Raw genomic sequence first — 23,764 nt, 5'->3', positions numbered from 1 at the left:
TCTTTAGTCGGGCAAAGTTAGTAAAAAATGGAGTGAAAACCATCAAGTCATATCAGTTAATTCGATAGCTGACAAAGGCTATGCGTTTGCTGTCCGGTGCCCATGAGTTGACATTGATGGTGCCTTGTCCGCCGAAAAGCTTTAACAATGTCTTGGGTTCTCCACCGTTTGCGGGCATTAGGCGCAGCTCTACGTTCTTGTTTGCCAGGTGCTCTCCCGGTTCCAGGTCACCTTTGTAGTAGGTGATGAATACAACGGATTTTCCGTCAGGGGAGATGTGGGGGAACCAGGAGTTACGGGTTTCGTCAAAGGTCATCTGGGTCTGTTCGGAGCCGTCTGCCTTCATGCGCCAGACTTGCATGAGTCCGGTGCGTACGGAATTGAACCAGATGTATTGTCCGCAGGGGGAATATTCCGGTCCGTCATCCAGACCTTCGGCAGTGGTCAGGCGGGTTTCTTCACCTCCTTCCGCCGGGATGGTATAGACGTCATAGTTGCCGTTTCGTTCGGCGCAATAGGCAAGCTCTTTGCCGTCGGGGCTCCAACCGTGGAGGTAGCTGGGAGCCATAGGTGTTATTAAACGGGGAGTGCCGCCCGTGATGGGAAGTGTATAAATGCGCGATTTATAGTCTTCTTTCGTCCCGTGGCTGATGGCTATCTGCTGTCCGTCGGTCGAGAGGACGTGGTCGTTGTTGCAGTTTTGGGCAAATCCGGTGTTTATCAGTTCCGGTTCGGCAGGCGAGGTGGGGGAAAGGCGGTAAAGCTTTCCTTCGCTGTTGTATAGCAGCCATTGCCCGTCGGGCGTCCAATTGGGAGCTTCAATCCGGTAGGGAAATTCTTTTACGACGGTCCGGTTACCGTTGGTTACATCCAGTATTTCGAGGACGCTGGTAATCTCGTTTTTTTGTTGAGCGGTTGCGGTCAGTGCAACAGTTGCAAAGAAGGGGATTAGATAGGGTTTCATGTTCATATCGTATTTAATAAATCTCCGCAAGATACATTTTTTATTGGAAACTACATAGTCGGAGCATGCTTTTTTCAGAGAGAATCTGTAGTGATGGTCGAATGCGTAGTGCTTATCATATGAATAGTCTCCGGGATTCTTGAAATAGTTGTCCACATACTGCCAGTTGTCGGTGTCGAGCGGCGTGTGCGAAGTCATGTACGATAGGGAGCTTTTGTCTCTACTATCTTGCTGTCCAGACTAATCAGGTCTTTGCCTAAGCGGACAATGCGGGCATGTAGTCGGTGCCGACTTCCCCCTTTCCGCCTCCACCGAATGACAGCCATCCTGTACCTTCGTCATCTATCACGGCACCCGGGTCGAAAGGAGCCCTGCAGTGGCCTAATCCTTGGGTGAACAGGCTCACCAGCATACGTCTTACCGTCCGATTCCACCCGCGATACGATGGATGGCGCCCATGAGGCTATACCCCATGGCGAGAGGGCCTTTACGTCAATCAGTCCGTGATAAGTCCAATTTACCATGTTATCGGTGGACAGCATGACCAGTGAATGGGATGTATTGGTATGTGTTTTTGCCGTCTTTTCCCACACTGTCCAGTTGCTGGGTGTCATTGGCTCCATACACATAGAGCCTTCCGTTGTATTCCACCGATGTCGGGTCGGCCACAAAATGAAATCCGACAACGGGTTGGCGTTTCCACTGAAGAATTTGGGTGATTCTACCGGACGCGTGTCTTTCTTTCCTGAATCGGAAAGCGCCCACACATCATTTCCTGCGGATATAGCCGCCAGCAGCAAAGCCGCTGTAAATAACTTGATTCTTTTCATTTTTTTATAGTATGTTATAGAAACCTATGGTAGCCTTTTGATTTTGGCTTGTGTTCTTCAATCACCTCAATCCTTTATTTAAGATTGAAAAATCGGGTTATTGAAAAGTTGCCGCAAATATTGGGAATTACTATGTATAATATAAGGTGTATTATGTTTTTAATAATGTGCCTATATGTTTCAAGTTATCATTGTAATCAGATGGTGCTGTTTTAAACTTGCTTTACTTGCTTTGGGATAATTATGCGGCTATGGATTAAATTGTTTGGAAGGGCATTGTGTTTTATGCAAATATATTGGTAGAAGAGCGTTTTTTTATTCTAACGATTCTTGAAAAGAAAAAGCACTGATTATTCCAGATAATCAGTGCTTGAATATCGAGCCGCTAGCCAGACTTGAACTGGCGACCTACGCGTTACGAATGCGTTGCTCTACCAACTGAGCTATAGCGGCAATAAGCTTTTGTTTACGGGGTGCAAAGGTACATCTTTATTTGAAAAGGCAAAAAGAATCTCTGTTTTTTTTAGAAATATTTTAGTGGGATAATTTTCTATTTGAATGTCCTGAACTTTATTGCCATAAAAATTGGATAATAAAACGAAAAGAAGCATCTTTGTCGTAGGTCCTATAGCAAATAAGTCTGATACTGATTATGAATTTAAGAATCTATTATAAATATCTTTCTTCACGCATAGCGTCCAAATGGACGGTGCTGTTGGTAGATGTAATTATCGTTGTGATTTCCATGCTTTCTGCATGTTTTTTGCAATATAGGCTTTCGTCCGTATCTTATGAAATTTCTTTATATGTATGGCTGACCATTTGGGCTGTCTTGTGTAATATCTGTTTCTTTCATATTCTCCGTACTTATGTGGGTGTTATCCGTTTTTCCTCTTTTGTAGATATTTATCGTGTGTTTTGGAGTCTTACGATAAGCTATGCTGTACTGTTTTTAGGGAATTACTGTTGGTCTGTTTCGGGGCTTGGAGAAACTTTGCCGAACAGCATTCTGTTTATAGCATATATGTTCACCTTCTCTCTGATGGCTTGTATGCGCATTGCTGTGAAGATGCTTTATGAAGCTATTGCTTTTGATGCACGTCATTGCGTGAATGTTTTTATTTATGGATTCCATGGGACTGGAGTCAATGTTGCAAAATCCTTGAGAGTTAGTCGTAATAATCATTATCGCCTGCGTGGCTTTATTTCGGACGAACCTGATATGATAGGTAAACATACGATGGGATGCAGGGTATATCCCAATGATGAGCAGCTGTTTGACCGTCTAAAGAAAAAGAAAGTGGATACAATCATTATCTCTCCAAGCAAGGTGTCGGATTTGGAAAATTCCGGAATGCTGGATAAACTGTTCTCTCATGATATTCATGTAATGACCGTTCCTCCCTTAAGCGATTGTATGGACGATGGACTGATAAAGGACATTCAAATAGAAGATTGGCTCCGTAGAGAACCGGTACAAGTTGACGTGCGTAAAATTACGGCCCATATCGAGGGGCGTAGAGTAATGGTTACGGGAGCGGCGGGAGCTGTAGGAAGGGAAATCGTCCGCCAGTTGGCTACACTGAATCCTTATCAGTTGATTCTGGTAGATCAGGCAGAATCCCCATTGTATGATGTACAGTTGGAATTGTCTGATCATTGGAAGAATCTGGAGGTCCGTGTATTGGTTGCAGATGTTGCTAACCGTACGCGTATGGAGGCTATATTTGAAGAAACACGTCCTCAACTTGTTTTTCATTCTGCTGCTTATAAGCATGTACAACTGATGGATGATTTTGTGTCGGAGGCAATTCAAACGAATATATCGGGGACAGTGAATATTGCAGACCTGGCGGTAAAGTATAGAGTGTCCCGTATGGTTATGATATCTGCTGCTAATGCACGTCATCCGGAAAATGCTATGGAATATAGTAAGCGTGTGGCGGAAATATATGTGCAATCATCTGATTGCAGGTTGAAACGCGACACAGGGGAAACTGATATGTTCATAGTACGTTTGGGTGAGGTGTATCCGACGAATACTCATTGTTTGATTACCTTGTCTGAAGCTTGTATGCTCACCCTGGAAGTGGGAGTCATGGGGGATGGGGGAGAAGTGTACATTGTGGGAGGGCCTGGGGATGGACTTTTGGATTCTGTAATCAGTGAAAAGATAAAGCGTGAAAAGGCATCTGTTGATGATTATGAACATGTGCGGGAAGAAGTGCTGGCCTTGGTGCAACATAGTTATACTGAAAAAAAGGCTATTTTGATTGGACTAATGAAAAAAATAGTGCCAATTTTCCCGCTTTCTTCTACCCAATGAAAAGACGTGAAAGTGACAGCTTTTTAATGCTTTTTCTGAAACTTAGAGGTGGAATAAATGTATATTATAAAAATAATATATTACCTTTGTGCCCGATTTATATTTATTACAAGAACTCAAAAGATTAATCAGAATATCTTATGCGTAGATTAATAACACTATTCTTTTTGGTATTTACTTTGTCAGGGGTAGCTTTTGCTCAGCAGATGTCAGATGATCAGGTTGTTCAGTATGTAAAAAGCGCTCAGCAGATGGGCAAAAATCAAAAGCAGATTACTACTGAATTAATGCGGCGGGGAGTGACAAAGGAACAAGTTGAAAGAATTCAGAAAAAGTATGAAAACTCTAAATCTGGAAGTCCGCAGAGCAATACCCAAGATGAGAAGCGTTCTCGTCAACGTGGTGAAATGAGTGGCGTAGTCAAAGGGCTGCGTACAACTTCGGAAACTTATTCTGCCAGACAAACGGATGTTGCAGGGGATTCTTTACAAATGATGGATAATCGTTCCTTGTCTCAAGAGAAGGAAACAGAGGATCCGACTTCGCAAATTTATGGTCATAATATTTTTACTAACGATAATTTGACTTTCGAACCCAATGTGAATGTTGCTACTCCCGAGAATTATCGTCTGGGGCCTGGTGACGAGGTGATTATTGATGTGTGGGGAGCTTCTGAAACAACGATTCGACAAACAATCTCTCCGGAAGGAAGTATTCTTGTGAATAATTTAGGACCGGTTTATCTGAGTGGCAAAACTGTAAAGGAAGCCAATAATTATTTGAAACAAGAATTTGCCAGAATATATTCTGGAGTAACCGGAAATGTTCCGTCTACCCAAGTTAAACTGACATTAGGAGAAATACGTTCTATTCAAGTAAACGTTATGGGTGAAGTTGTGGTGCCCGGAACTTATACCCTCTCATCATTTGCTTCCGTATTTCATGCTTTATATCGTGCAGGTGGTGTGAACCCGATTGGTAGTTTGCGCAGTATTAAAGTGATTCGCAATGGAAATACAATAGCGGATTTGGATGTTTACGATTTACTTATGAAAGGAAAAATGAAGGATGACATCCGTCTGCAGGATGGTGATGTAATTCTTGTGGATCCTTACCAGTCACTGGTACAGATATTAGGTAAGGTAAAACGTCCGATGTTTTATGAAATGAAACCCACTGAAACCGTAGGTACATTATTGAAGTATTCAGGTGGTTTTACGGGTGATGCTTATAAGAAAGCATTACGTATAATCCGTAAAAGTGGACGTGAGCATCAAATTTATAATGTGGATGAGATGGATTATTCCGTATTCCGCGTAGATGACGGTGATAAGATAACGGTTGATTCCGTTTTACAGCGTTTTGAGAATCGTGTGGAAATCCGCGGTGCTGTATATCGTGAAGGTTTGTATCAGTTGGACGGTACGATGAATACAGTGAAGCAGCTGATTAAGAAAGCGGAAGGACTTCGCGGAGATGCATTCTTAAACCGTGCTATAATCGATCGTGAACTTGAAGACTTGTCGCATGAGGTTATACAAGTAGATGTGAAAGGTTTGCTGAACGGGACGGCTGCAGATATTCCTTTGCAGAAGAATGACATTTTATATATTCCAAGTATTCATGACTTGAAGGAAGAAGCTACACTTACCATTCATGGTGAAGTTGCCAATCCGGGTACATATCTTTATTCTGATAAAATGACAGTAGAGGATTTGGTGTTGCAGGCTGGTGGCTTGTTGGAGGCGGCGGCTACAACAAAGGTTGAAGTTGCACGGCGCATGAAAGATCCGAAGAGTACATCTTTCAGTACTACAGTAGGCCAGAATTTCTCTTTTGATTTGAAAGATGGCTTATTGGTGGGAGAAGGAAGCCAGGATTTCCATCTTGAGCCTTTTGATGAAATTTATGTTCGTAAGAGTCCGTCCTATTTTAAACAACAGAATGTTATGGTGGGCGGAGAAGTCCTTTTTAGCGGTAATTATGCACTATCGAAAAAGAATGAACGTTTGAGTGACTTGATAGCTAAGGCTGGTGGAGTAACTCCCGATGCTTATATAAAAGGAGCGCGTCTTATACGTAGGATGACCGAAGAAGAATTCCGCCGTAAGGAAGATGCTCTGCGTATGGCGCAAGCGGGAGGCGGAGATTCCATATCTGTAAAAAGATTGGATTTGTCCGATACCTATTCTGTAGGTATAAATCTGGGAGAGGCCTTGAAAAATCCTGGTTCAGATGCTGATATGGTGCTTCGCGAGGGAGATGTGTTATTTGTTCCGGAGTACGTAAGTACAGTGAAAATCAACGGTGCTGTAATGTATCCGAATACAGTTTTATATAAAAAGGGTGAAAGCTTGAAATATTACATCAATCAAGCTGGTGGTTTTGGTAATGATGCCAAGAAACGTAAGGTCTATGTAATATACATGAATGGTACAGTTTCTCGTTTAAAAGCAGGGAACAAGAAAGCCATTGAACCTGGTTGTGAAATAATTGTTCCAAGTAAAGAACAGAAAAAGAAGATGACTACTGCTGAAATTCTGGGAATGGGAAGTACGACAGCTTCTATTGCAGCGATGATTGCGACTATGGTTAATCTCTTTAAGTAATTTGAATTATGAGCGAAGAAAGAATACAAAACATAACCTCTCCACAACCTGAGGAACAAGAAATAGATTTGATAGAACTGGCCCAGAAAGTATGGGCTAGTCGCAAATTGGTTTTTAAGGCGTGTGGTATCGCTGCTCTTGTAGGACTGGTTGTTGCATTTAGTATTCCTAAGGAGTACTCTACAAGTGTGACATTGGCTCCGGAGAGTGGTGGCAAATCTGGTGGTGGAAGTATGGGAGCCCTTGCAGCCATGGCGGGTATCAATTTGGGCACTTCTTCTGGTGAGGATGCTTTGTCACCCGAACTTTATCCTGATATTGTAAGTTCTACTCCTTTTCTGATTGAACTGTTCGATGTTAAAGTCAAGGATCAGAAAGCAAAAGTAGACACGACTTTATATGCTTATTTGAAAGAAGAACAGCGTTCTCCTTGGTGGAGTGCAATTTTCTCCGCTCCTTTTAAGGTGTTAGGATGGACATTGTCTTTGTTTAAGGATGAACCGGAAGAGGGGGACGCAAAGCTGGATCCTTTTCGTCTTACTAGAGATGAGTCTGCCATTGCAGATGCTTTAAGTAAACGTATCTCTGTTTCCGTAGACAAAAAGACAGGTGTGACAACCTTGTCTGTTACTATGCAGGATCCTTTGATATCTGCTTCGCTGACGGATACCGTGATGCATTGCCTGCAGAACTACATCACAGATTATCGGACTAATAAGGCTCGTCATGATTTGGCATTTACCGAAAAACTTTATGGAGAAGCAAAGGCCAGTTATGAGTCTGCCCAGAAGAAATACGCAAATTTTGTAGATGCAAACCAGAATATAATATTGCTGAGTTATCGCGCAGAGCAAGAGCGTTTACAGAATGAAATGAATTTAGCCTATCAAGTATATACACAAGTGTCTCAACAATTGCAGATGGCAAGAGCTAAGGTGCAGGAGATTACACCGGTATATACGGTTGTCCAGCCGGCTACGGTACCTTTGAAGCCTGCAAAGCCCAATAAATTGATGATTTTGATCGGCTTCATGTTCTTGGCAGGTGTCGGCAGTGTGGGATGGATATTATTTGTAAAAGATTTATTAAAGGGATGGAAAAAGCAAACAATATGATGACGGATAATGATATGATGTGCTGGCATGCATTGTACACAGCACCCAAGTCTGAACATAAGTTGATGCAGCGTTTGAATGCTGCGGGATATACTACATATTGCCCGATGCAGGCTGTGTTTGTAAAATGGAAAGGGCATACCCGGAAGGTGATTACTCCTCTTTTTTCCGGATGTTTGTTTGTTGCCGGTAATGTGTCGGAAGTTACCTCATTGGCTTCCTCGCAGAAGGCTGCTATATTAGTAGATAATGAAGGAAAAAGTTTATCTATTGAGGCGGGCAAAGCAGAACTTCCTGCCAAGTTTGCCCAATTGCTGAAGTTATGATGAAGCTGATAACAGAAGAGCTGCTGGATACCGTTACTTCACAAGCTAAGGAGAACTCCCGTTTACGTATGAATTATAATTTTCATGCGTCTATGGATGCTCCTATTCATCGGTTGCTGAATGCTTTGGAACCGGGAACTTATCTTCCTCCTCACCGTCATACAGGTAAGGAAGAAACTTATCTGGTTTTGCGTGGAAGTCTGCTGGCATTTTTTTATGATGATGCCGGTGATGTAACAGATAAGGTATGCCTCAATCCTTCGGAAGGTAAATATGGTCTGGAGATTCCTTCTAATACATGGCATAGCATTATTGCCTTGGAGTCAGGTACCGTTATTTTTGAAATTAAAAAAGGTCCATATCAGCCTCTACCCTCAGAGGATTTGGCTTCGTGGGCTCCTCAGGCTTCTGATGTGGAGGGAATAAAGGCTTTTATGAAGCGGATGTTGGAGCTTTAGCTCTCAAACATCCTGCTTCGTGCAAGCATACATGCCCCTACAATACCCGCCTTGTCTTTTAGTTTGGAAGTTATAATAACCGAATCTTTGTTTACTAGATTCAGAGAATATTTTCTCACAGCGGTTTTTATAGGCTGTGTAATGTAATCCCCAGTCAATGACAGTGTTCCTCCTATAATTACCAGTTCAGGATTGAATAGATTGATTAATCCTGCAATTTGTTTTCCTAACTTTTGGCCAATTTCTTCCACAATTTCAATACAGAGTAAATCTTCCTGGTTTACTGCTGCAATAATTTCGTCCAATGTGAGTGGGTCTTCTTTAGTGGCTATACGACTGGATAATATGGAACATTCGCCATTGTTGATACGTTCTAGTAAAATACGATGTAAGGCTGATCCAGATGCTTCTGTTTCCAAGCATCCTTTTTTGCCGCAGTGGCATAGAATCTCATTGTCGAATACATTGACATGTCCGAATTCTCCAGAAAATCCAGATTTACCGGTATAAACTTTTCCATCTATAATGATTCCAATGCCAAGTCCCCAACTTATATTTACAAAGATGATATTCTTTTCTCCTTTGACACATCCTTGCATATATTCTCCATAAGTCATGGCACGAGTGTCATTATCTATACAAACGGAATATCCGATTTTCTTAGCTAATACTTCTGCTAACGGAAGTTCGGAAAAGTTAAACATGCTGAAGCTGTAACCTGATTCAGGATTAACTCGCCCTGATATATTGATACAAATGTTTAATACCTTTTCTGGATTGATTCCTGCTTTCTTTGTAAAATTACTGATGAGTTTACATAGTTTCTCCAAGGCTTCCTGGGTATTTTCAAACTTATATGGGATATTCATTTTCAGTTCTACCATATCACCCTTGAAATTAATAAGTCCAATATTAATGGCAAACTTTTTGATGTCTACTCCTATAAAATAGCCTGATTCAGGATTGAGTCCATAGAGGCTGGGATGACGTCCTCCACTAGTTTCTAACTTTCCGTAATCATTAATATAGCCATCATCGCACATTTCGCTGATAAATTTGGTTACTGTAGGCACACTTAAATCCAGCTCTTTGGATAAATCAGTAATGGTGGAACTACCATTGTATATATAATGCGTAATGATCCTCTTTTTGAGAAGAGCATTCTTGCTTCCCATTTCTATTTCTTTTAATAGCGCTTGGTTCATAGTGATACTTTTATGTATTTCTGCCAAATATACTAAAATAATTTTGTAAATTGTTGTATCTCCTTATGAAATGATATAATTTCTATCATTCTGAGAGAATATTTTATTTTATATTAATTAAATAAGTTAATTATTGGATTTATATTAATAAAATCTTTTATTAATTATTGCATATTTAATAAATATATCTATATTTGTAGCAGATAAATAAAAGAATACTAAGAAAAACCTAAAACAAATGAGAGCAAATAATCGAAGAGATTTTCTAAAAAAGTCAGTATTAGCTGGAGCTTCACTATTTACAGTCCCCTCATTTTTGAGTGCTATTCCCAATAGTAATATAGAGCTATCTCAAGTACTGGAAAATACTTGGGAAAGTAAGTCTGATACTCTCTTAAATAATGGGTTGAAAATAACTGGAACGTTTTTAGATGAGATTTCGCATGATATTCCTCACCAGAATTGGGGGGTAAGGGAATGGGAACGAGATTTTCAATATATGAAGGGAATGGGGATTGACACTGTTATTTTAATACGTTCAGGTTATAGGAAGTTTATTACTTATCCTTCTGAATATCTGCTCAAGAAAGGTTGCTATATGCCTTCTGTAGATTTGGTGGATATGTTTTTGAATTTGGCTGATAAGTATGATATGATCTTCTATTTTGGTTTGTATGATTCTGGGCGTTATTGGGATACGGGGGAGTTAAGTTGGGAGGTGGAAGATAATAAATATGTTATTGATGAGGTTTGGAAGCGTTATGGGAAACATCATAAAAGTTTTGGTGGTTGGTATATAAGTGGTGAAATTAGCCGGAAAACTAAGGGAGCTATTAATGCATTTTATACTATGGGTAAGCAGTGTAAAGATGTCTCTGGTGGCTTACCTACTTTTATATCTCCTTGGATTGATGGGAAAAAGGCTGTTATGGTAAATGGGGGGCAGTTGACAAAAGCGGATGTGATATCTGTGGAAGAACATGAAAAAGAATGGAACGAAATTTTTGATGGTATCCATGAAGTTATTGATGCTTGTGCCTTTCAGGATGGACATATAGATTATGATGAGTTAGATACGTTCTTTACTATAAATAAAAAATTAGCAGATAAATATGGTATACAGTGCTGGACTAATGCAGAGACATTTGATCGTGATATGCCTATCCGTTTCTTGCCCATTAAGTTTGATAAGCTTCGTATGAAATTGGAAGCAGCTAAACGTGCAGGTTATGATAAAGCTATTACTTTTGAATTCTCTCATTTTATGAGTCCACAATCTGCTTATCTGCAGGCAGGACACTTATATGACAGATATAAAGAATATTTTGGAATCAAATAATATATAATAGGTATGAAGTCAAATATAAATTTTTCTTATTTAATATTTTTGTCTGTCGTGGCAGCTTTGGGAGGCTTTTTGTTTGGGTATGATGCTGCGGTCATCTCAGGAACTATATCTCAAGTAACTGTGAAGTTTGGATTGGATGAAATCCAGATTGGTTGGTTTGTTGGTTGTGCCTTGATCGGTTCTATTATAGGTGTACTGTTTGCTGGTAAGTTGAGCGATATGTGGGGAAGGAAAGTAACAATGTTGATAGCAGCGGTCTTTTTTTCAGTATCAGGTATTGGCTGTGCATTTAGTGACTCTTTGGAACAACTGGTGTTTGCACGTATGTTGGGAGGTATAGGTATTGGAATTGTTTCTGTTGTATCTCCTTTGTACATATCGGAAGTTTCAATAGCTCAGTATCGGGGACGGTTGGTTGCTTTGTATCAATTAGCTATTACTATAGGTTTTTTAGGTGCATATTTGACAAATTTACAATTACTCCATTTGTCTCAGAGTGGACTTGTGCTAAGTGTTGATTGGCTGAACCTGATTTTTGTTTCAGAGGTATGGAGAGGCATGTTGGGCTTTTCTTGTATTTCATCATTACTCTTTTTCTTTATACTCTTCTTTATTCCAGAAAGTCCACGTTGGTTGATATTGAAAGGACGTGATGGTTTAGCAAAGAGTATTCTTCAGAAAATATATCTTGTTCCACAAGATACTACAGAGCAATTGCAAGAAATAAAATCCGTCATTCGGTCAGAAGTTAAATCCGATTGGAGTTTTTTGTTGCAACCAGGAATTCTCAAAGCAGTATTAATAGGGGCGGCCATTGCTATCCTTGGACAGTTTATGGGAGTAAATGCGGTACTTTATTATGGACCTACCATTTTTGAAGAAGCAGGTCTGTCAGGTGGAGATGCTCTGTTTAGTCAAGTGCTGGTAGGTGTAGTTAATGCTGTGACCACAGTTATTGCAGTTTTCATTATAGATAAAGTTGGACGAAAGAAACTTGTGTATTATGGTGTGTCTGGTATGATACTTTCATTATTATTAATTGGATTTTATTTTAGTTTTGCTGAAACGCTCAATTTGCCAAATAACTTCTTGTTGTTTTTCTTTTTGTTTTATGTTTTTTGTTGTGCTATTTCTATTTGTGCAGTCATTTTTGTACTGCTTTCGGAAATGTATCCTATCCGTATTCGTGGGATGGCAATGTCTCTAGCCGGATGTTCCTTATGGGTAGGTACTTATCTTGTAGGACAACTGACACCATGGATGCTTCAGAATCTTACCCCCGCTGGGACATTCTTGTTGTTTGCTGTGATGTGTATACCTTATCTTCTGATTGTCTGGAAATTGATTCCTGAGACTACCGGTAAGTCTTTGGAAGAAATAGAACGCTATTGGATGAAAAAATAATCGACCTTATAAAAATATGAATTATGGACTTTAAACAGTTAGCAGCGCAGTACAAAAATGAACTTTTTGAAAATGTACTTCCTTTCTGGTTGCATCGCTCGCAAGACTTTGAGCAGGGTGGTTATTACACTTGTTTGAATCGTAGAGGTGAAGTATTCGATACGGATAAATTTGTCTGGCTTCAAGGCCGTGAAGTTTGGTTATTTTCCATGCTTTATAATAAAGTGGAAAAGCAGAAAGAGTGGCTGGATTGTGCAGTTCAAGGTGGTGAATTCTTGAAAAAGCATGGTCATGATGGCAATTATAACTGGTATTTTTCTTTGGACCGGAAGGGGGCTCCTTTGGTGGAACCCTATAATATCTTCTCTTATACATTTGCTACGATGGCCTTCGGGCAACTTAGCTTAGCTACAGGTAATCAAGAGTATGCAGATATTGCCAAAAGAACTTTTGATATTGTATTATCAAAGGTGGATAATCCTAAAGGTAAATGGAATAAACTTTATCCAGGAACCCGCAATTTAAAAGGATTTGCCTTGCCTATGATCCTTTGTAATCTGTCTTTAGAAATAGAGCATCTTCTGGATGACAAATTTCTAATGAGTACAATTGATACTTGTATTCATGAAGTAATGGAGGTCTTTTACCGCCCGGAGTTGGGAGGTATTATTGTAGAAAATGTACTTGCTAGTGGGGAACTTTCTGATTCATTTGAAGGACGGCAAGTGACTCCAGGACATGCTATTGAAGCGATGTGGTTTATAATGGATTTAGGTAAACGATTGAATCGTCCAGAATTAATAGAGAAAGCTAAAGATATTACTTTAACAATGGCTGAATATGGTTGGGATAAGGAGTATGGTGGGATTGTCTATTTCATGGATCGTGATAAATGTCCTCCACAGCAACTGGAATGGGATCAGAAATTATGGTGGGTTCATATTGAAACATTGATATCAATGCTAAAGGGATATCAATTGACGGGTGATAAAAATTGTTTGGAGTGGTTTGAGCGAGTGCATGACTATACATGGAGTCATTTCAAAGATACTGAATATCCAGAGTGGTTTGGGTATTTGAATCGTAGAGGTGAAGTTCTATTGCCTTTGAAAGGTGGCAAATGGAAGGGATGTTTTCATGTTCCACGAGGGCTATATCAATGCTGGCAGATTTTAGAACAATTAAAGAGTAATATATAATTTGTATAACTTAATTTCTATAAGACCATGAAAAAAAACACAATCGTTAGACATTGTTTTTCAAGGAAGTATATCTCCTTGTGTATATTCCTATTATTGGGGATAATAGGTGAAAAGGCTTTTGCGTATTCTGTTTGGGAAACATATGCGAATGAAACGGAAGGTATATATTTCTCTCTGCAAGAAAGTATTAAAATAACTGGAGTAGTAAAGGATAACAAAGGGGAACCAATTATTGGTGCCAACATTGTAGAACTGAATAAAAAGGGTAATGGTACTATTACAGATATTGATGGTAAGTTCACATTATCAGTTTCGAAAAATGCAGAAATAAGTATTTCATTTATTGGTTTTGATGAGAAAAAAATAAAGATAGGACAGCAAACTTCTTTCGATATTATATTAGAAGAATCCTCGCAATTTCTAGATGAAGTAGTGGTTGTAGGTATGAATAATAGACAGACTCGGCGCTCAGTGACAGGGGCTATATCTACAATTCAAACGAAAGAATTAAAACAGAGTCCTGTTGCAAATCTTAGTAATGCTTTGGCGGGTAAATTGCCAGGATTGATTACTGTACAGACTTCTGGACAGCCAGGCGAAGATGCGTCTTCTCTATTTATCCGTGGTGTCGGTACATATGGGACATCAAACCCGCTAGTTGTTATAGATGGTTTACCTCGTTCTCAAACAGATTTTAATCAGTTAGATGCTAATGAAATTGAGTCTGTAACAATTTTGAAGGATGCGTCTTCATCCTCTCTTTATGGTATACAAGGTGCTAATGGAGTTATTGTTGTGACTACTAAACGAGGAGTTGATCGTGAAAAACCGCTTATTTCTTTTACTGTTCAACAAGCGGTTCAGCAACCTATTCGTCTGCCCGAAACAATGAGTTCTTATGAGCAAGCTCTTTATTATAGAGATATGGATATGAATGATGGACAGACTGAACGCTATACGCCGGAAGTATTGGATATTATTAAAAATGGTTCAGATCCTTACTTATATCCTAACGTTAACTGGTTTGATGAAATTTTGAAGAAGAACTCTATGCAGAGCCAATATAATATCAATATATCAGGAAGTGCATTGGGAAAACTGCGATATTTTATTTCCGGAAGCTATGTAAATCAAGGGACTCTTTTGAAACATCAGGATATTTTTGAAAAGAATTATGGTGTAAAAAGTAAGTTTGATAGATATAATTTTCGTTCCAATGTTGATTTGGACGCAACTTCAATGCTGAATATACGTATTGATTTGGCCGGACGACTGGAAACTCGTGTTGGACCTGGTAGTGATTTTTCTAATGTGTTTAGTGTTATTACAACGCGTTCTCCGTCTTCTCAACCGGTATTTAATCCGGATGGAACATTGGGAGCTGGTAGCGCCCTTGAAATTCCTTTTCAGCAGAACCCTTATGGCATTGTTACTCAGAGTGGTTATTACACCAGGCATACAAATGTGATGTCAGGAACATTGTCGGCAAAACATAAATTAGATTTTATAACCAAAGGATTGAGTGCTCAGGTTTATTTTAGCTTTGAAAGCAATAACTATCAGCATACGACAAGATTACAATCATTTGATTCATTTTGGTATAAAGGCAAGGATGCTACTGGTGAAGCTATTTATCAACCACATAGTGTAAAATCTCGCTTATCGACTACTGACAGCCGTTGGGTGGAGCGTTATACTTATCTGGATGTACGTCTTAATTATGATAGAACTTTTGCGGAGAAACATCAAATTAGCGCACAACTTTTAGGAAATAGAACCTTACGTTCGCAAAATGCCGAACTCCCATATGCTTATCAAGGAATCAGTAGCCGTATTGCTTACAATTTTGATACTCGTTATTATTTAGAAGCCAATATTGGTTATAACGGTTCAGAAAATTTCCCTCCTAAAAAGCGTTATGGTTTTTTTCCTTCATTTTCTGCAGGATGGGTGTTGAGTGATGAAAAATTTATATCTTTACCATCATGGATCCAACTAATTAAATTAAGAGGATCTTATGGAACTGTGGGTAATGATAAAATTGGTGGACAACGTTGGCTGTATATTACGGAATTTACTCCTGGTGGAACTGCTATGGGAACCTATCAATTTGGAGTGTCTCCACAATCAGTAGCTGGATATAATGAGAGTAGAGTTGGTAATAAATTTGTTACTTGGGAGAAATCAGCGAAAGGTAACGTAGGCTTTGATTTGTCCTTATTTAAGGATAATGCTGTGCAGTTTACTTTTGATTACTTCTGGGAAAAAAGAAATAATATTTTGACTACTCCTGGAGATGTTCCTGATTATGTTGGTATAACTAATGTTGCTCCTAGGAATTCTGGTAAAGTAGAGAATAAAGGTATTGAGGCAGAGCTTCGTTTTAATAAGCGTATAAATAAAGATTTGTCAATTTTCGCTAATTTGCAAATGACTTATGCGCGTAATAAAGTTCTTGAGAATGATGAACCGATACCAGCTTTTGATTATCAAGATCTGAGAGGTTATGAAATTGGTTATGTACTTGGATATAAATCGGCGGGACTTTTTCAAGATGAAGAGGATATCAGAAATAGTCCAACACAAAGTTTTGGTACAGTAGTTCCTGGAGATATTAAGTATGTAGACACAAATAAAGATGGAGTTATTGATGCGTTTGATAGAGTACCTATTAAAGTGAATAATGTGCCTCGTAGTATGAGTGGACTATCATTAGGAGTGACCTATAAGAATTTTGATTTTAGTATGCTGATGAATGCATCGACAGGTGGAACTGCTTATTTATATACATATCCAAGTAGCAAAATCAATTTGGAGAGATGGACTGCTGAAAATAAGAATGCACGTATACCTGCTGCACATTCAACAACGAATAATACTGTTGTAACAGATCATTTTGTACAAAATACTGATTATATAAAATTAAGAAATGTAGAAATTGGATATACATTGCCTAAAAAGTTTTTGAGTTCATTGCGGATTTCTACAGCACGTATCTATTTGAATGGACAAAATTTGGCGGTTTGGGATAAGATGTGGTTGAAGGATCGCGATCCGGAGTCTGCAGGTGGTGCTGCATTGGCATATCCTTTACAGCGTGTATTTAATATCGGAATACACGTAGAGTTATAATTACTAATTATTATAATTAAAATAAAGTATAATTATGAAACTTATTAATTTTATTATAAAAAGCATGTGCGGATTTTCTATTTTAATTTCATTTGCTTCATGTGATGATTTTCTTGATAGAGATCCTAGTGACCGTATTACTGAGGAGGAAGTTTTTCAGAAAATACAAACTGCTGAAGAATACTTAAACAATGCTTATACATTTTTACCGGACTTCCAAACTTGTACAGAAGATTTGGGAGGACGCTATAAGTTAGGAGGCGGTACAGATGAAATCGGATATCAACAGACTGCTGGCGTTACGCAAACCCCCTATGATTTTAACAATGGGAACTGGAATGCGGCTCAATTTCCTATGCAACGTTCTTGGACTGATTTTTATGCTTGTATCAGACGTGCTAATGTTTTTATGAGTAATTATGATTTGATTCCTGATGAAGTTTCTACCGGCGGTACAAGTAACAGAAAGCAACGTTTGTTAGGAGAAGCTTATGGCCTGAGGGCATTTTACTATTTTCAGCTGTTTACCATGTGGGGTGGTGTACCTATAGTTGATAAACCTATTGATTTAGGAGAAACTACTGGTACGACTTTGACACGAGCTTCTGCTAGTGAAATAGTGGATTTTATTCTTCAAGATCTTGAAACGGCTGCTAGTATGTTACCGGCGAATCATGATGAAAGCCAATTGGGACGTTTTACTCAAACGATAGCAAAAGCTTTGGCTTCAAGGCTGACATTATATTATGCAAGTCAGTATTGGAATCCAGAAAATGACATTACAAAATGGCAAACGGCTGCAAGTACTGCAAAAGCTGCTATTGATTATGCTGAACAAAATGGTTATCGTTTGGCTGATAATTACGCTGATATTTTTTCTGCAACGGTTAATCCGGAAGTCATTTGGTGCAAAAACTCTGGTGGAAGTGAATGTGTTTGGTGGAATTGGTATGGTTTTCCTTTAGGATATGGAGGATGGTATGTAGATGGCCCTTTGCAGGAAATGGTAGATTCTTATGAGATGGCTGCAACAGGCGAGATCCCAGTATTAGGTTATGATGAGAATGATAACCAGATTATTAATCTGAAATCTGGATATGATCCAGTACATCCATTTGAAGGTAGAGATCCACGTTTTTATGTAAGTATCCTCTATCATGGGGCTCAATGGCAGGGAAGAGCGGTTGATGTATCTCCAACTGGACTAGATAATATTAATATAGGTGGTGTACCACGAGTTAATTATTTTACAAGAAAGTATTTATGGGAGCAACATAATTTGACGACTGGATCGGGGAATTCGTATCGAAGATTTGCAATTATTCGATTGGCAGAGCTTTATCTTAATTATGCGGAAGCACTGAATGAAGCAGAAGGCCCAACAGCAGAAGTCTATAATGCAGTTAATAAGATTCGTAGACGTGCTCAATTACTTGATTTACCGGCAAATCTGACTAAAGATGAGATGAGGAATAAGATCAGACAAGAAAGGCGTGTGGAACTGGCATTTGAAAATCACAGATTTTGGGATGTTAGACGTTGGAAAATTGCAGAAATAGTTGATAATAAAAAGGTGCATAAGATAACGGTAAATGCAGATGGAACATATAGTTATCCAGTATTTCAAAACCGTGTATTTGATAAGGCTAAACATTATTTATTTCCTATTCCTCAGTCTGAAATAGATAAAAATCGTAACTTAGTTCAGAATCCAGGATGGAATTAACAGAGATTGAATATTAGATTATAAGATAAAAATGACTTTATTTTGAAATAGATAATTATGAGAAAGAATTTTATATTTAAAATGAGTGTAGTATTCGTGATGGGTATTATGGCATTAGGTCAAGTATCATGTTCATCAAAGACTGAAACAAATGTAGATAAAGAAGGGGAGGCTTCTTCTGAGTCTCAAGGCGATGTGTTTTTTCAAACAAGAGGGATTATTCTTTCATGGGATGACGTCAAGAAACCAGAAGTTCTGGATTGGTTAAAACTTTCAGAAAATGCAGGTATTACTACTCTTAGTGTTTTTGGTGCTGACATATATTCTGCTGAATACCAGGAGTTCGTCTCAAAATGTCGTGAAAAGTCTATTGATATTGAATACCAAGAACATATGATGGCGACTTTGTTGCCAAGAGACTTGTTCAAGGAGCATCCAGCATATTTCCGTATGGATGAGAACGGTCAACGTACAGCAGATTTTAATTGTTGTCCTTCATCGGAAGAGGCTTTGAGTATAATAGCGGCTAATGCAAAAGTTGCCGCCCAAAAATGTACTTCTAGTAATAATAAATATTATTACTGGTTAGATGATGGCGGAAAGAGATGCCATTGCAAATTATGTGATAAATACAATGATAGTGATCAAGCTTTGTTGATAGAGAATCAGATAATAAGGGCTTTGAAAGAAGTTAATCCACAAGCAAAGTTGGCACATCTTGCTTATCAAGGTACTATTCCTGCACCGGAAATTGTAAAACCAGAGAATGATATTTTTTTGGAATTTGCTCCTTTTAATCGTCGTTGGGATAAGCCTTTGAGAGAACGTGATGCTATTCGGGATGGAATGACAATTACTCATGGTGAATATATTGATGCATTAGAGGCTAATTTAAAAGTCTTCCCTAAAGAAACGGCACAAGTTTTGGAATATTGGATGGATGTGTCTTTATTTAGTGACTGGAAAAAGCCAGCGGTACAATTACCTTGGAATAAAAATGTATTTCTTTCGGATATCAACACATATGCACATTATGGTATTCGTAATATTATTGCATATGCAGTTTATGTCGATGCTATATACTATGAAACCTATAAGAATGTCAATTTTGTACAAGAGTATGGTGATGGTCTGAAGAATTATCGTTTACCGGAATAAGATAAATGAATAGAATTACGAGTAGCAATGTATGCTACTTGTAATTCTACAATAAATAAGAAGCATAAAAAGAACTATGAGAAAGTTTTCTGTATTTTTAGGAATAATTTTATTTGTTCAGATCCTGTATAGTTGTACTTCTCCAATTATTCCTTATTCCATAGACGCGAAGAAAGAAGACCCTCCGCTAGAGACTCTGATCAATTGGGAGGGATGGTATACCATTAAGGCTATAAAACCATTTTTCGCTCCTTGGGATTATTTGGAGGATGAGACGGTATTTAGGTGTTTCTTTTCTTCACAATATTTTTATTTTAGTTTTAATGTAGCAGATGCCACTCCAATCATGTGTCGTGAGTTTGTTCAAGAGTCTGATGTTGAAGCTGAGGATCGTGTGGAAATCTTTTTTTCGGCTTCAAAAGATATGGGACAATATTATTGTATGGAGATAGATCCTAGCGGGCATGTTATGGATTATTCAGCTAGCTATTATAGAAAATTTGATTATGAATGGAATTTTAAGAGTCTGGAAATATGTTCCATAAAAGATGAAAAAGGGTATATCGTTGCAGGCAGACTGTCTGTTTCAGAACTTTTGGAATTGGGAATTGATTTAGAAGAGTTTTATATGGGAGTTTTCAGAGCAGATTTTACAACGCCTAATACGGTTATTTGGTATTCATCTGTGAGTATAAATGAGCCTAAACCAGATTTTCATAACCCCAATATCTTATTTCCTTGTATGAAAAAATAGTTATATCTTAAAAACTGATCGCTATGTATAGAAATACTTTTTTATCTGTTATGTTTCTTGCGTGTTGTTTTAATGGTAGTCTTTGTGCACAAAGTGATGCACAAATTTATGAAAGGACTTGTGATGCAAAGACTTATCCTTTTTCAGACCCATCTCCAGTTGCGACACCTAATAATTCTTATTATCCTTATTTCCGCTTTGATGGTTTTTCTATGCAAGCGCAGGAGAAGCAGTGGAAAATGGTTGTTTTGGAAAATGATTATGTGAAACTAACTGTAACTCCAGAAATCGGAGGGAAAATTTGGGGAGCCATAGACAAAGTTAATAATAAAGAATTTGTTTACACTAATGGAGTCGTGAAATTTCGTGATGTGGCAATGAGAGGACCCTGGACATCGGGAGGTATAGAATTTAATTTTGGTATTATTGGTCATGCTCCTACATGTAGTACTCCTATAGATTATCTTACAAAAAAGAATGTGGATGGTAGTGTTAGTTGTCATATATTTTCTTATGAGTGGATTACGCGTACAGTCTGGAATGTCGAAATTAGTTTACCTAAGGACAAGGCTTATTTCACAACGCACACAACTTGGTTTAATCAGTCTTCTATTGATCAACCTTATTACCAATGGATGAATGCTGGTTATGCTACTAAAACTGGAACAAGATTTTATTATCCAGGTACTTATAGTATAGGACATTCGGGAGATTTGCATCCTTATCCGATTGATGAGGAGGGGCGAGATGTCTCGTGGTATGATAATAATAATTTTGGTGCTTCTAAATCTTTACATATAATAGGTGATTATAATGATTATTTTGGGATTTATTGGCATAATGAAAAACATGGTTCAGCTCATTACTCCAATTATGATGAGAAATTGGGGATGAAATTTTATCTTTGGAGTTTTTCACGTGAAGGGGCCATCTGGGAAGAACTATTGACTGATGATAGTGGGCAATATGCGGAACTACAATCTGGTAGAATGTATAATCAGCCAAGTGTGACCAGCGGTTTTACACCATTTAATCATAATGAGTTTGCTGCACAGATGACAGACCAATGGACTGAATATTGGTTTCCTATAGCCGAGATCGGTGGTCTTTCTCAAGCAAGTCCGCTAGGCGCTATATATGTAGAGCACTCTGAAAAAAATATTGAAGTTCATTTATCTGCTCTGAAAGATATTTGTACCGATATGGAAATTTACAATGACAGGCAATTATTGATGAAGATGCCTATAAAAGCTAAAATATTAACTCCTGAGTATTTTAATATACCTTTGCCTTTTGATATTCCGGAAGGAAAGCTCAGAATTATAATAGGGAATAAGGAATTGGTTTATTCAGAGATAAAAAATGATTATGAACTGAACCGTCCGAAAGAACTACCAGCTGATTTTGACTGGAATTCTACATATGGGCTTTATATGCAGGGTAAAGACTGGCTAAATCAGAAAATGTATGGAAATGCGGAAAAATATTTGAAAGCAGCTCTAGAGAAAGATGTATATTTTATTCCGGCATTGGTAAGCTTATCTTCATTGTATTATAAGAAAGGGATGTATCTTGATGCTTGTGAATTGGTAAAACGAGTGTTGAGTTTAGATACTTATCATGGAGAGGCCAACTATTTGTATGGATTATGTAGTCGTGCTATGGGAAATCTGGCAGATGCCAAAGATGGCTTTTCCGTGGCAACATTTTCTCCAGGTTTTCGTACGGCTGCTTATGAGCAGTTGGGTGAACTTTATATGAGAGAGGAAAATTGGGAAAAAGCTGAGCAATATGCATTAAAAAGTTTGGAGTATAATCAAATGAACTTATATGCGAAGCAGTTGCTGATTGTCCTTTACAGAAAAAGTAATCATGCGGAAAAAGCGTTGAGTGAAATAGAAAAAATGACAGAACAGTTGCCATTGCTACATTGGGTTCGATTTGAAGAGTATTTATTGGAAGCCTCGACTGCTGAAGAATTCAGTTCTCTTATTTGTAATGAGCTCTCTTTCGAGACTTATATGGAAATGGCTGTATGGTATGAGTCTATTGGCTGTCTGGATGAAGCTATTACACTTCTATCATTTGTAGATACTTATCCAATAGCTTTGTATCAGAAGGCCTATATATATCATTTGAAAGGGGATGAAAAGGGGGCAATGGTATTTTTGGATGAGGCTAATAAGAAGTCTCCTAAAATGGTGTTTCCTTTTCGTGCCCATACATTGAAAGTTTTGGAATGGGCAGCAGGTTTGTCTGATAATTGGAAAATAAGTTATTATCGTGGGCTGATTCAATGGAGTGTTGGCAATACATGTTGTGCTTTAAATTTATTGAATAGTTGCAAAGATGTTCCTGATTATGCTGCTTTTTATTTAAGTCGTGCTGAGTTGCGAAAGGATAAGTCTGGTTTGCCCGATTTGCTCATGGCTCAAAAACTTGATCAATCATGGAGAACACAGTACTATTTATTAAATTATTATGTTGATCATGAGCAATGGGCAGAGGCTGTAAAAGTGGGAAGGAATGCTTATAAGAGATATCCAGATAACTATTATATTGGATTAAAATATGCAATGGCTCTTTGTGAGAGTGGACAGTATATGGCTAGTCTCAATTGTCTGAAGAAGTTACAGGTACTTCCTTATGAGGGATCGTATATTGGACGTGATATTTATCGCAGGGCTTGTCTGTATCAAGCTATGAAAGAATGGGAAGATGGTAGGTATGCCAAAATGTTAACAATGATAGAGAAAACACAAGAATGGCCGGAGAACTTGGGGGTAGGAAAGCCTGATGAGGAGTTGATAGATACTCGCTTGGAAGACTATATGGCAGCTATTGCGTATGTAGAACAAGGGCAAAGTATGCAAGCAGATAATTTGTTCTCTCAAATTGCAAGTAGCAATATGTCTGAAGCTTATTTTGACTCAAATAACCTTTTGGTTGTGCTGGCATTGCGTAACTTAGGAAAAGTTGACATGGCAGATAGTCTTGTGAATGAATGGAAAGTTAAACATGTACATAATGAAATAGCTCAGTGGTGTATATTGGTTTATAATAATGAAAAGAAAAAGGCAACAGAGATACTTAATAAGTATGAAGAAACGGAAGAAATTGCTCCATGGAATGTTGGTTATAGGGATTATAACTTTAAATTGATAAGAAAATTGAGTCGTATATTGAAAAAATAAAATTCTAACCTTG

The 23,764-nt window shown here is 38.3% G+C and carries 16 protein-coding genes and 1 tRNA gene; 13 read left to right on the top strand and 4 right to left on the bottom strand.

What is annotated here, in order from left to right; all coding sequences use genetic code 11:
* Nucleotides 1-52 precede the first annotated feature (52 nt).
* From DXD65_RS16610 to DXD65_RS16600, 3 genes are all read right to left on the bottom strand, one after another.
* Nucleotides 53-964 (bottom strand): TolB family protein, encoded by a 912-nt coding sequence (locus DXD65_RS16610; protein WP_034525590.1) that lies wholly within the window; start codon nucleotides 962-964, stop codon nucleotides 53-55.
* Nucleotides 965-1,302: 338 nt separating this feature from the next.
* On the bottom strand, nucleotides 1,303-1,794 hold the full coding sequence (locus DXD65_RS21330) for a hypothetical protein (protein WP_230327102.1): 492 nt from the start codon (nucleotides 1,792-1,794) through the stop codon (nucleotides 1,303-1,305).
* 380 nt (nucleotides 1,795-2,174) lie between these two features.
* A tRNA-Thr gene (locus DXD65_RS16600) sits at nucleotides 2,175-2,247 on the bottom strand.
* 199 nt (nucleotides 2,248-2,446) lie between these two features.
* On the opposite strand from DXD65_RS16600, the gene DXD65_RS16595 reads away from it, so the two are divergent.
* From DXD65_RS16595 to DXD65_RS16575, 5 genes are all read left to right on the top strand, one after another.
* Complete coding sequence (locus DXD65_RS16595; RefSeq protein ID WP_117887812.1) at nucleotides 2,447-4,120, top strand: SDR family NAD(P)-dependent oxidoreductase; 1,674 nt, start codon at nucleotides 2,447-2,449, stop codon at nucleotides 4,118-4,120.
* A 140-nt stretch (nucleotides 4,121-4,260) separates the two neighbouring features.
* Nucleotides 4,261-6,729: an SLBB domain-containing protein gene (locus tag DXD65_RS16590; protein ID WP_005836077.1), complete on the top strand. Its 2,469-nt coding sequence runs from the start codon at nucleotides 4,261-4,263 to the stop codon at nucleotides 6,727-6,729.
* An 8-nt stretch (nucleotides 6,730-6,737) separates the two neighbouring features.
* Nucleotides 6,738-7,844 carry a Wzz/FepE/Etk N-terminal domain-containing protein gene (locus DXD65_RS16585; protein WP_016273442.1) on the top strand — a complete coding sequence of 369 codons (1,107 nt, stop codon included), beginning with the start codon at nucleotides 6,738-6,740 and terminating at the stop codon, nucleotides 7,842-7,844.
* Nucleotides 7,823-8,170 (top strand): UpxY family transcription antiterminator, encoded by a 348-nt coding sequence (locus tag DXD65_RS16580; RefSeq protein WP_005827910.1) that lies wholly within the window; start codon nucleotides 7,823-7,825, stop codon nucleotides 8,168-8,170. Before DXD65_RS16585 ends, DXD65_RS16580 begins: the two co-directional genes overlap by 22 nt.
* Nucleotides 8,170-8,628: a WbuC family cupin fold metalloprotein gene (locus DXD65_RS16575; RefSeq protein ID WP_229075293.1), complete on the top strand. Its 459-nt coding sequence runs from the start codon at nucleotides 8,170-8,172 to the stop codon at nucleotides 8,626-8,628. Before DXD65_RS16580 ends, DXD65_RS16575 begins: the two co-directional genes overlap by 1 nt.
* Here the strand turns inward: DXD65_RS16575 and DXD65_RS16570 are convergent.
* Nucleotides 8,625-9,833, bottom strand: a complete 1,209-nt coding sequence (locus DXD65_RS16570; RefSeq protein ID WP_087332655.1) for an ROK family transcriptional regulator — start codon at nucleotides 9,831-9,833, stop codon at nucleotides 8,625-8,627. The two genes, DXD65_RS16575 and DXD65_RS16570, sit on opposite strands and share 4 nt — an antisense overlap.
* A 238-nt stretch (nucleotides 9,834-10,071) precedes the next feature.
* Between DXD65_RS16570 and DXD65_RS16565 the strand changes: the two genes are divergently transcribed.
* The 8 genes from DXD65_RS16565 to DXD65_RS16530 all read left to right on the top strand — a co-directional run bounded on the left by DXD65_RS16565 (nucleotide 10,072) and on the right by DXD65_RS16530 (nucleotide 23,751).
* Nucleotides 10,072-11,172 carry a DUF4434 domain-containing protein gene (locus DXD65_RS16565; protein WP_005827916.1) on the top strand — a complete coding sequence of 367 codons (1,101 nt, stop codon included), beginning with the start codon at nucleotides 10,072-10,074 and terminating at the stop codon, nucleotides 11,170-11,172.
* A 12-nt stretch (nucleotides 11,173-11,184) separates the two neighbouring features.
* A complete protein-coding gene (locus DXD65_RS16560) occupies nucleotides 11,185-12,585 on the top strand; it encodes a sugar porter family MFS transporter (protein ID WP_117887810.1) in 1,401 nt (466 codons plus the stop codon).
* A 23-nt stretch (nucleotides 12,586-12,608) separates the two neighbouring features.
* Entirely contained in the window at nucleotides 12,609-13,784 is a 1,176-nt protein-coding gene (locus DXD65_RS16555) for an AGE family epimerase/isomerase (RefSeq protein ID WP_005827920.1), read from the top strand.
* 27 nt (nucleotides 13,785-13,811) lie between these two features.
* Entirely contained in the window at nucleotides 13,812-16,919 is a 3,108-nt protein-coding gene (locus tag DXD65_RS16550; RefSeq protein ID WP_005827922.1) for a SusC/RagA family TonB-linked outer membrane protein, read from the top strand.
* 34 nt (nucleotides 16,920-16,953) lie between these two features.
* The gene (locus tag DXD65_RS16545) at nucleotides 16,954-18,645 is read left to right on the top strand and encodes a RagB/SusD family nutrient uptake outer membrane protein (RefSeq protein WP_005827924.1); all 1,692 of its coding nucleotides are present in this window, start codon (nucleotides 16,954-16,956) and stop codon (nucleotides 18,643-18,645) included.
* Nucleotides 18,646-18,702: 57 nt separating this feature from the next.
* Complete coding sequence (locus DXD65_RS16540; RefSeq protein WP_005827926.1) at nucleotides 18,703-19,803, top strand: DUF4838 domain-containing protein; 1,101 nt, start codon at nucleotides 18,703-18,705, stop codon at nucleotides 19,801-19,803.
* Nucleotides 19,804-19,879: 76 nt separating this feature from the next.
* On the top strand, nucleotides 19,880-20,557 hold the full coding sequence (locus DXD65_RS16535) for a hypothetical protein (protein ID WP_117887809.1): 678 nt from the start codon (nucleotides 19,880-19,882) through the stop codon (nucleotides 20,555-20,557).
* 23 nt (nucleotides 20,558-20,580) lie between these two features.
* A complete protein-coding gene (locus DXD65_RS16530) occupies nucleotides 20,581-23,751 on the top strand; it encodes a DUF5107 domain-containing protein (RefSeq protein ID WP_117887808.1) in 3,171 nt (1,056 codons plus the stop codon).
* The last annotated feature ends 13 nt before the right edge of the window (nucleotides 23,752-23,764 follow it).

This window comes from Bacteroides sp. 4_1_36, from assembly GCF_003466325.1.
In the GTDB taxonomy this organism is placed as follows: domain Bacteria; phylum Bacteroidota; class Bacteroidia; order Bacteroidales; family Bacteroidaceae; genus Bacteroides; species Bacteroides uniformis.
The sequence above is the reverse complement of the archived record's forward strand: the minus strand, read 5'-3'. Positions and strand labels throughout refer to the sequence as shown.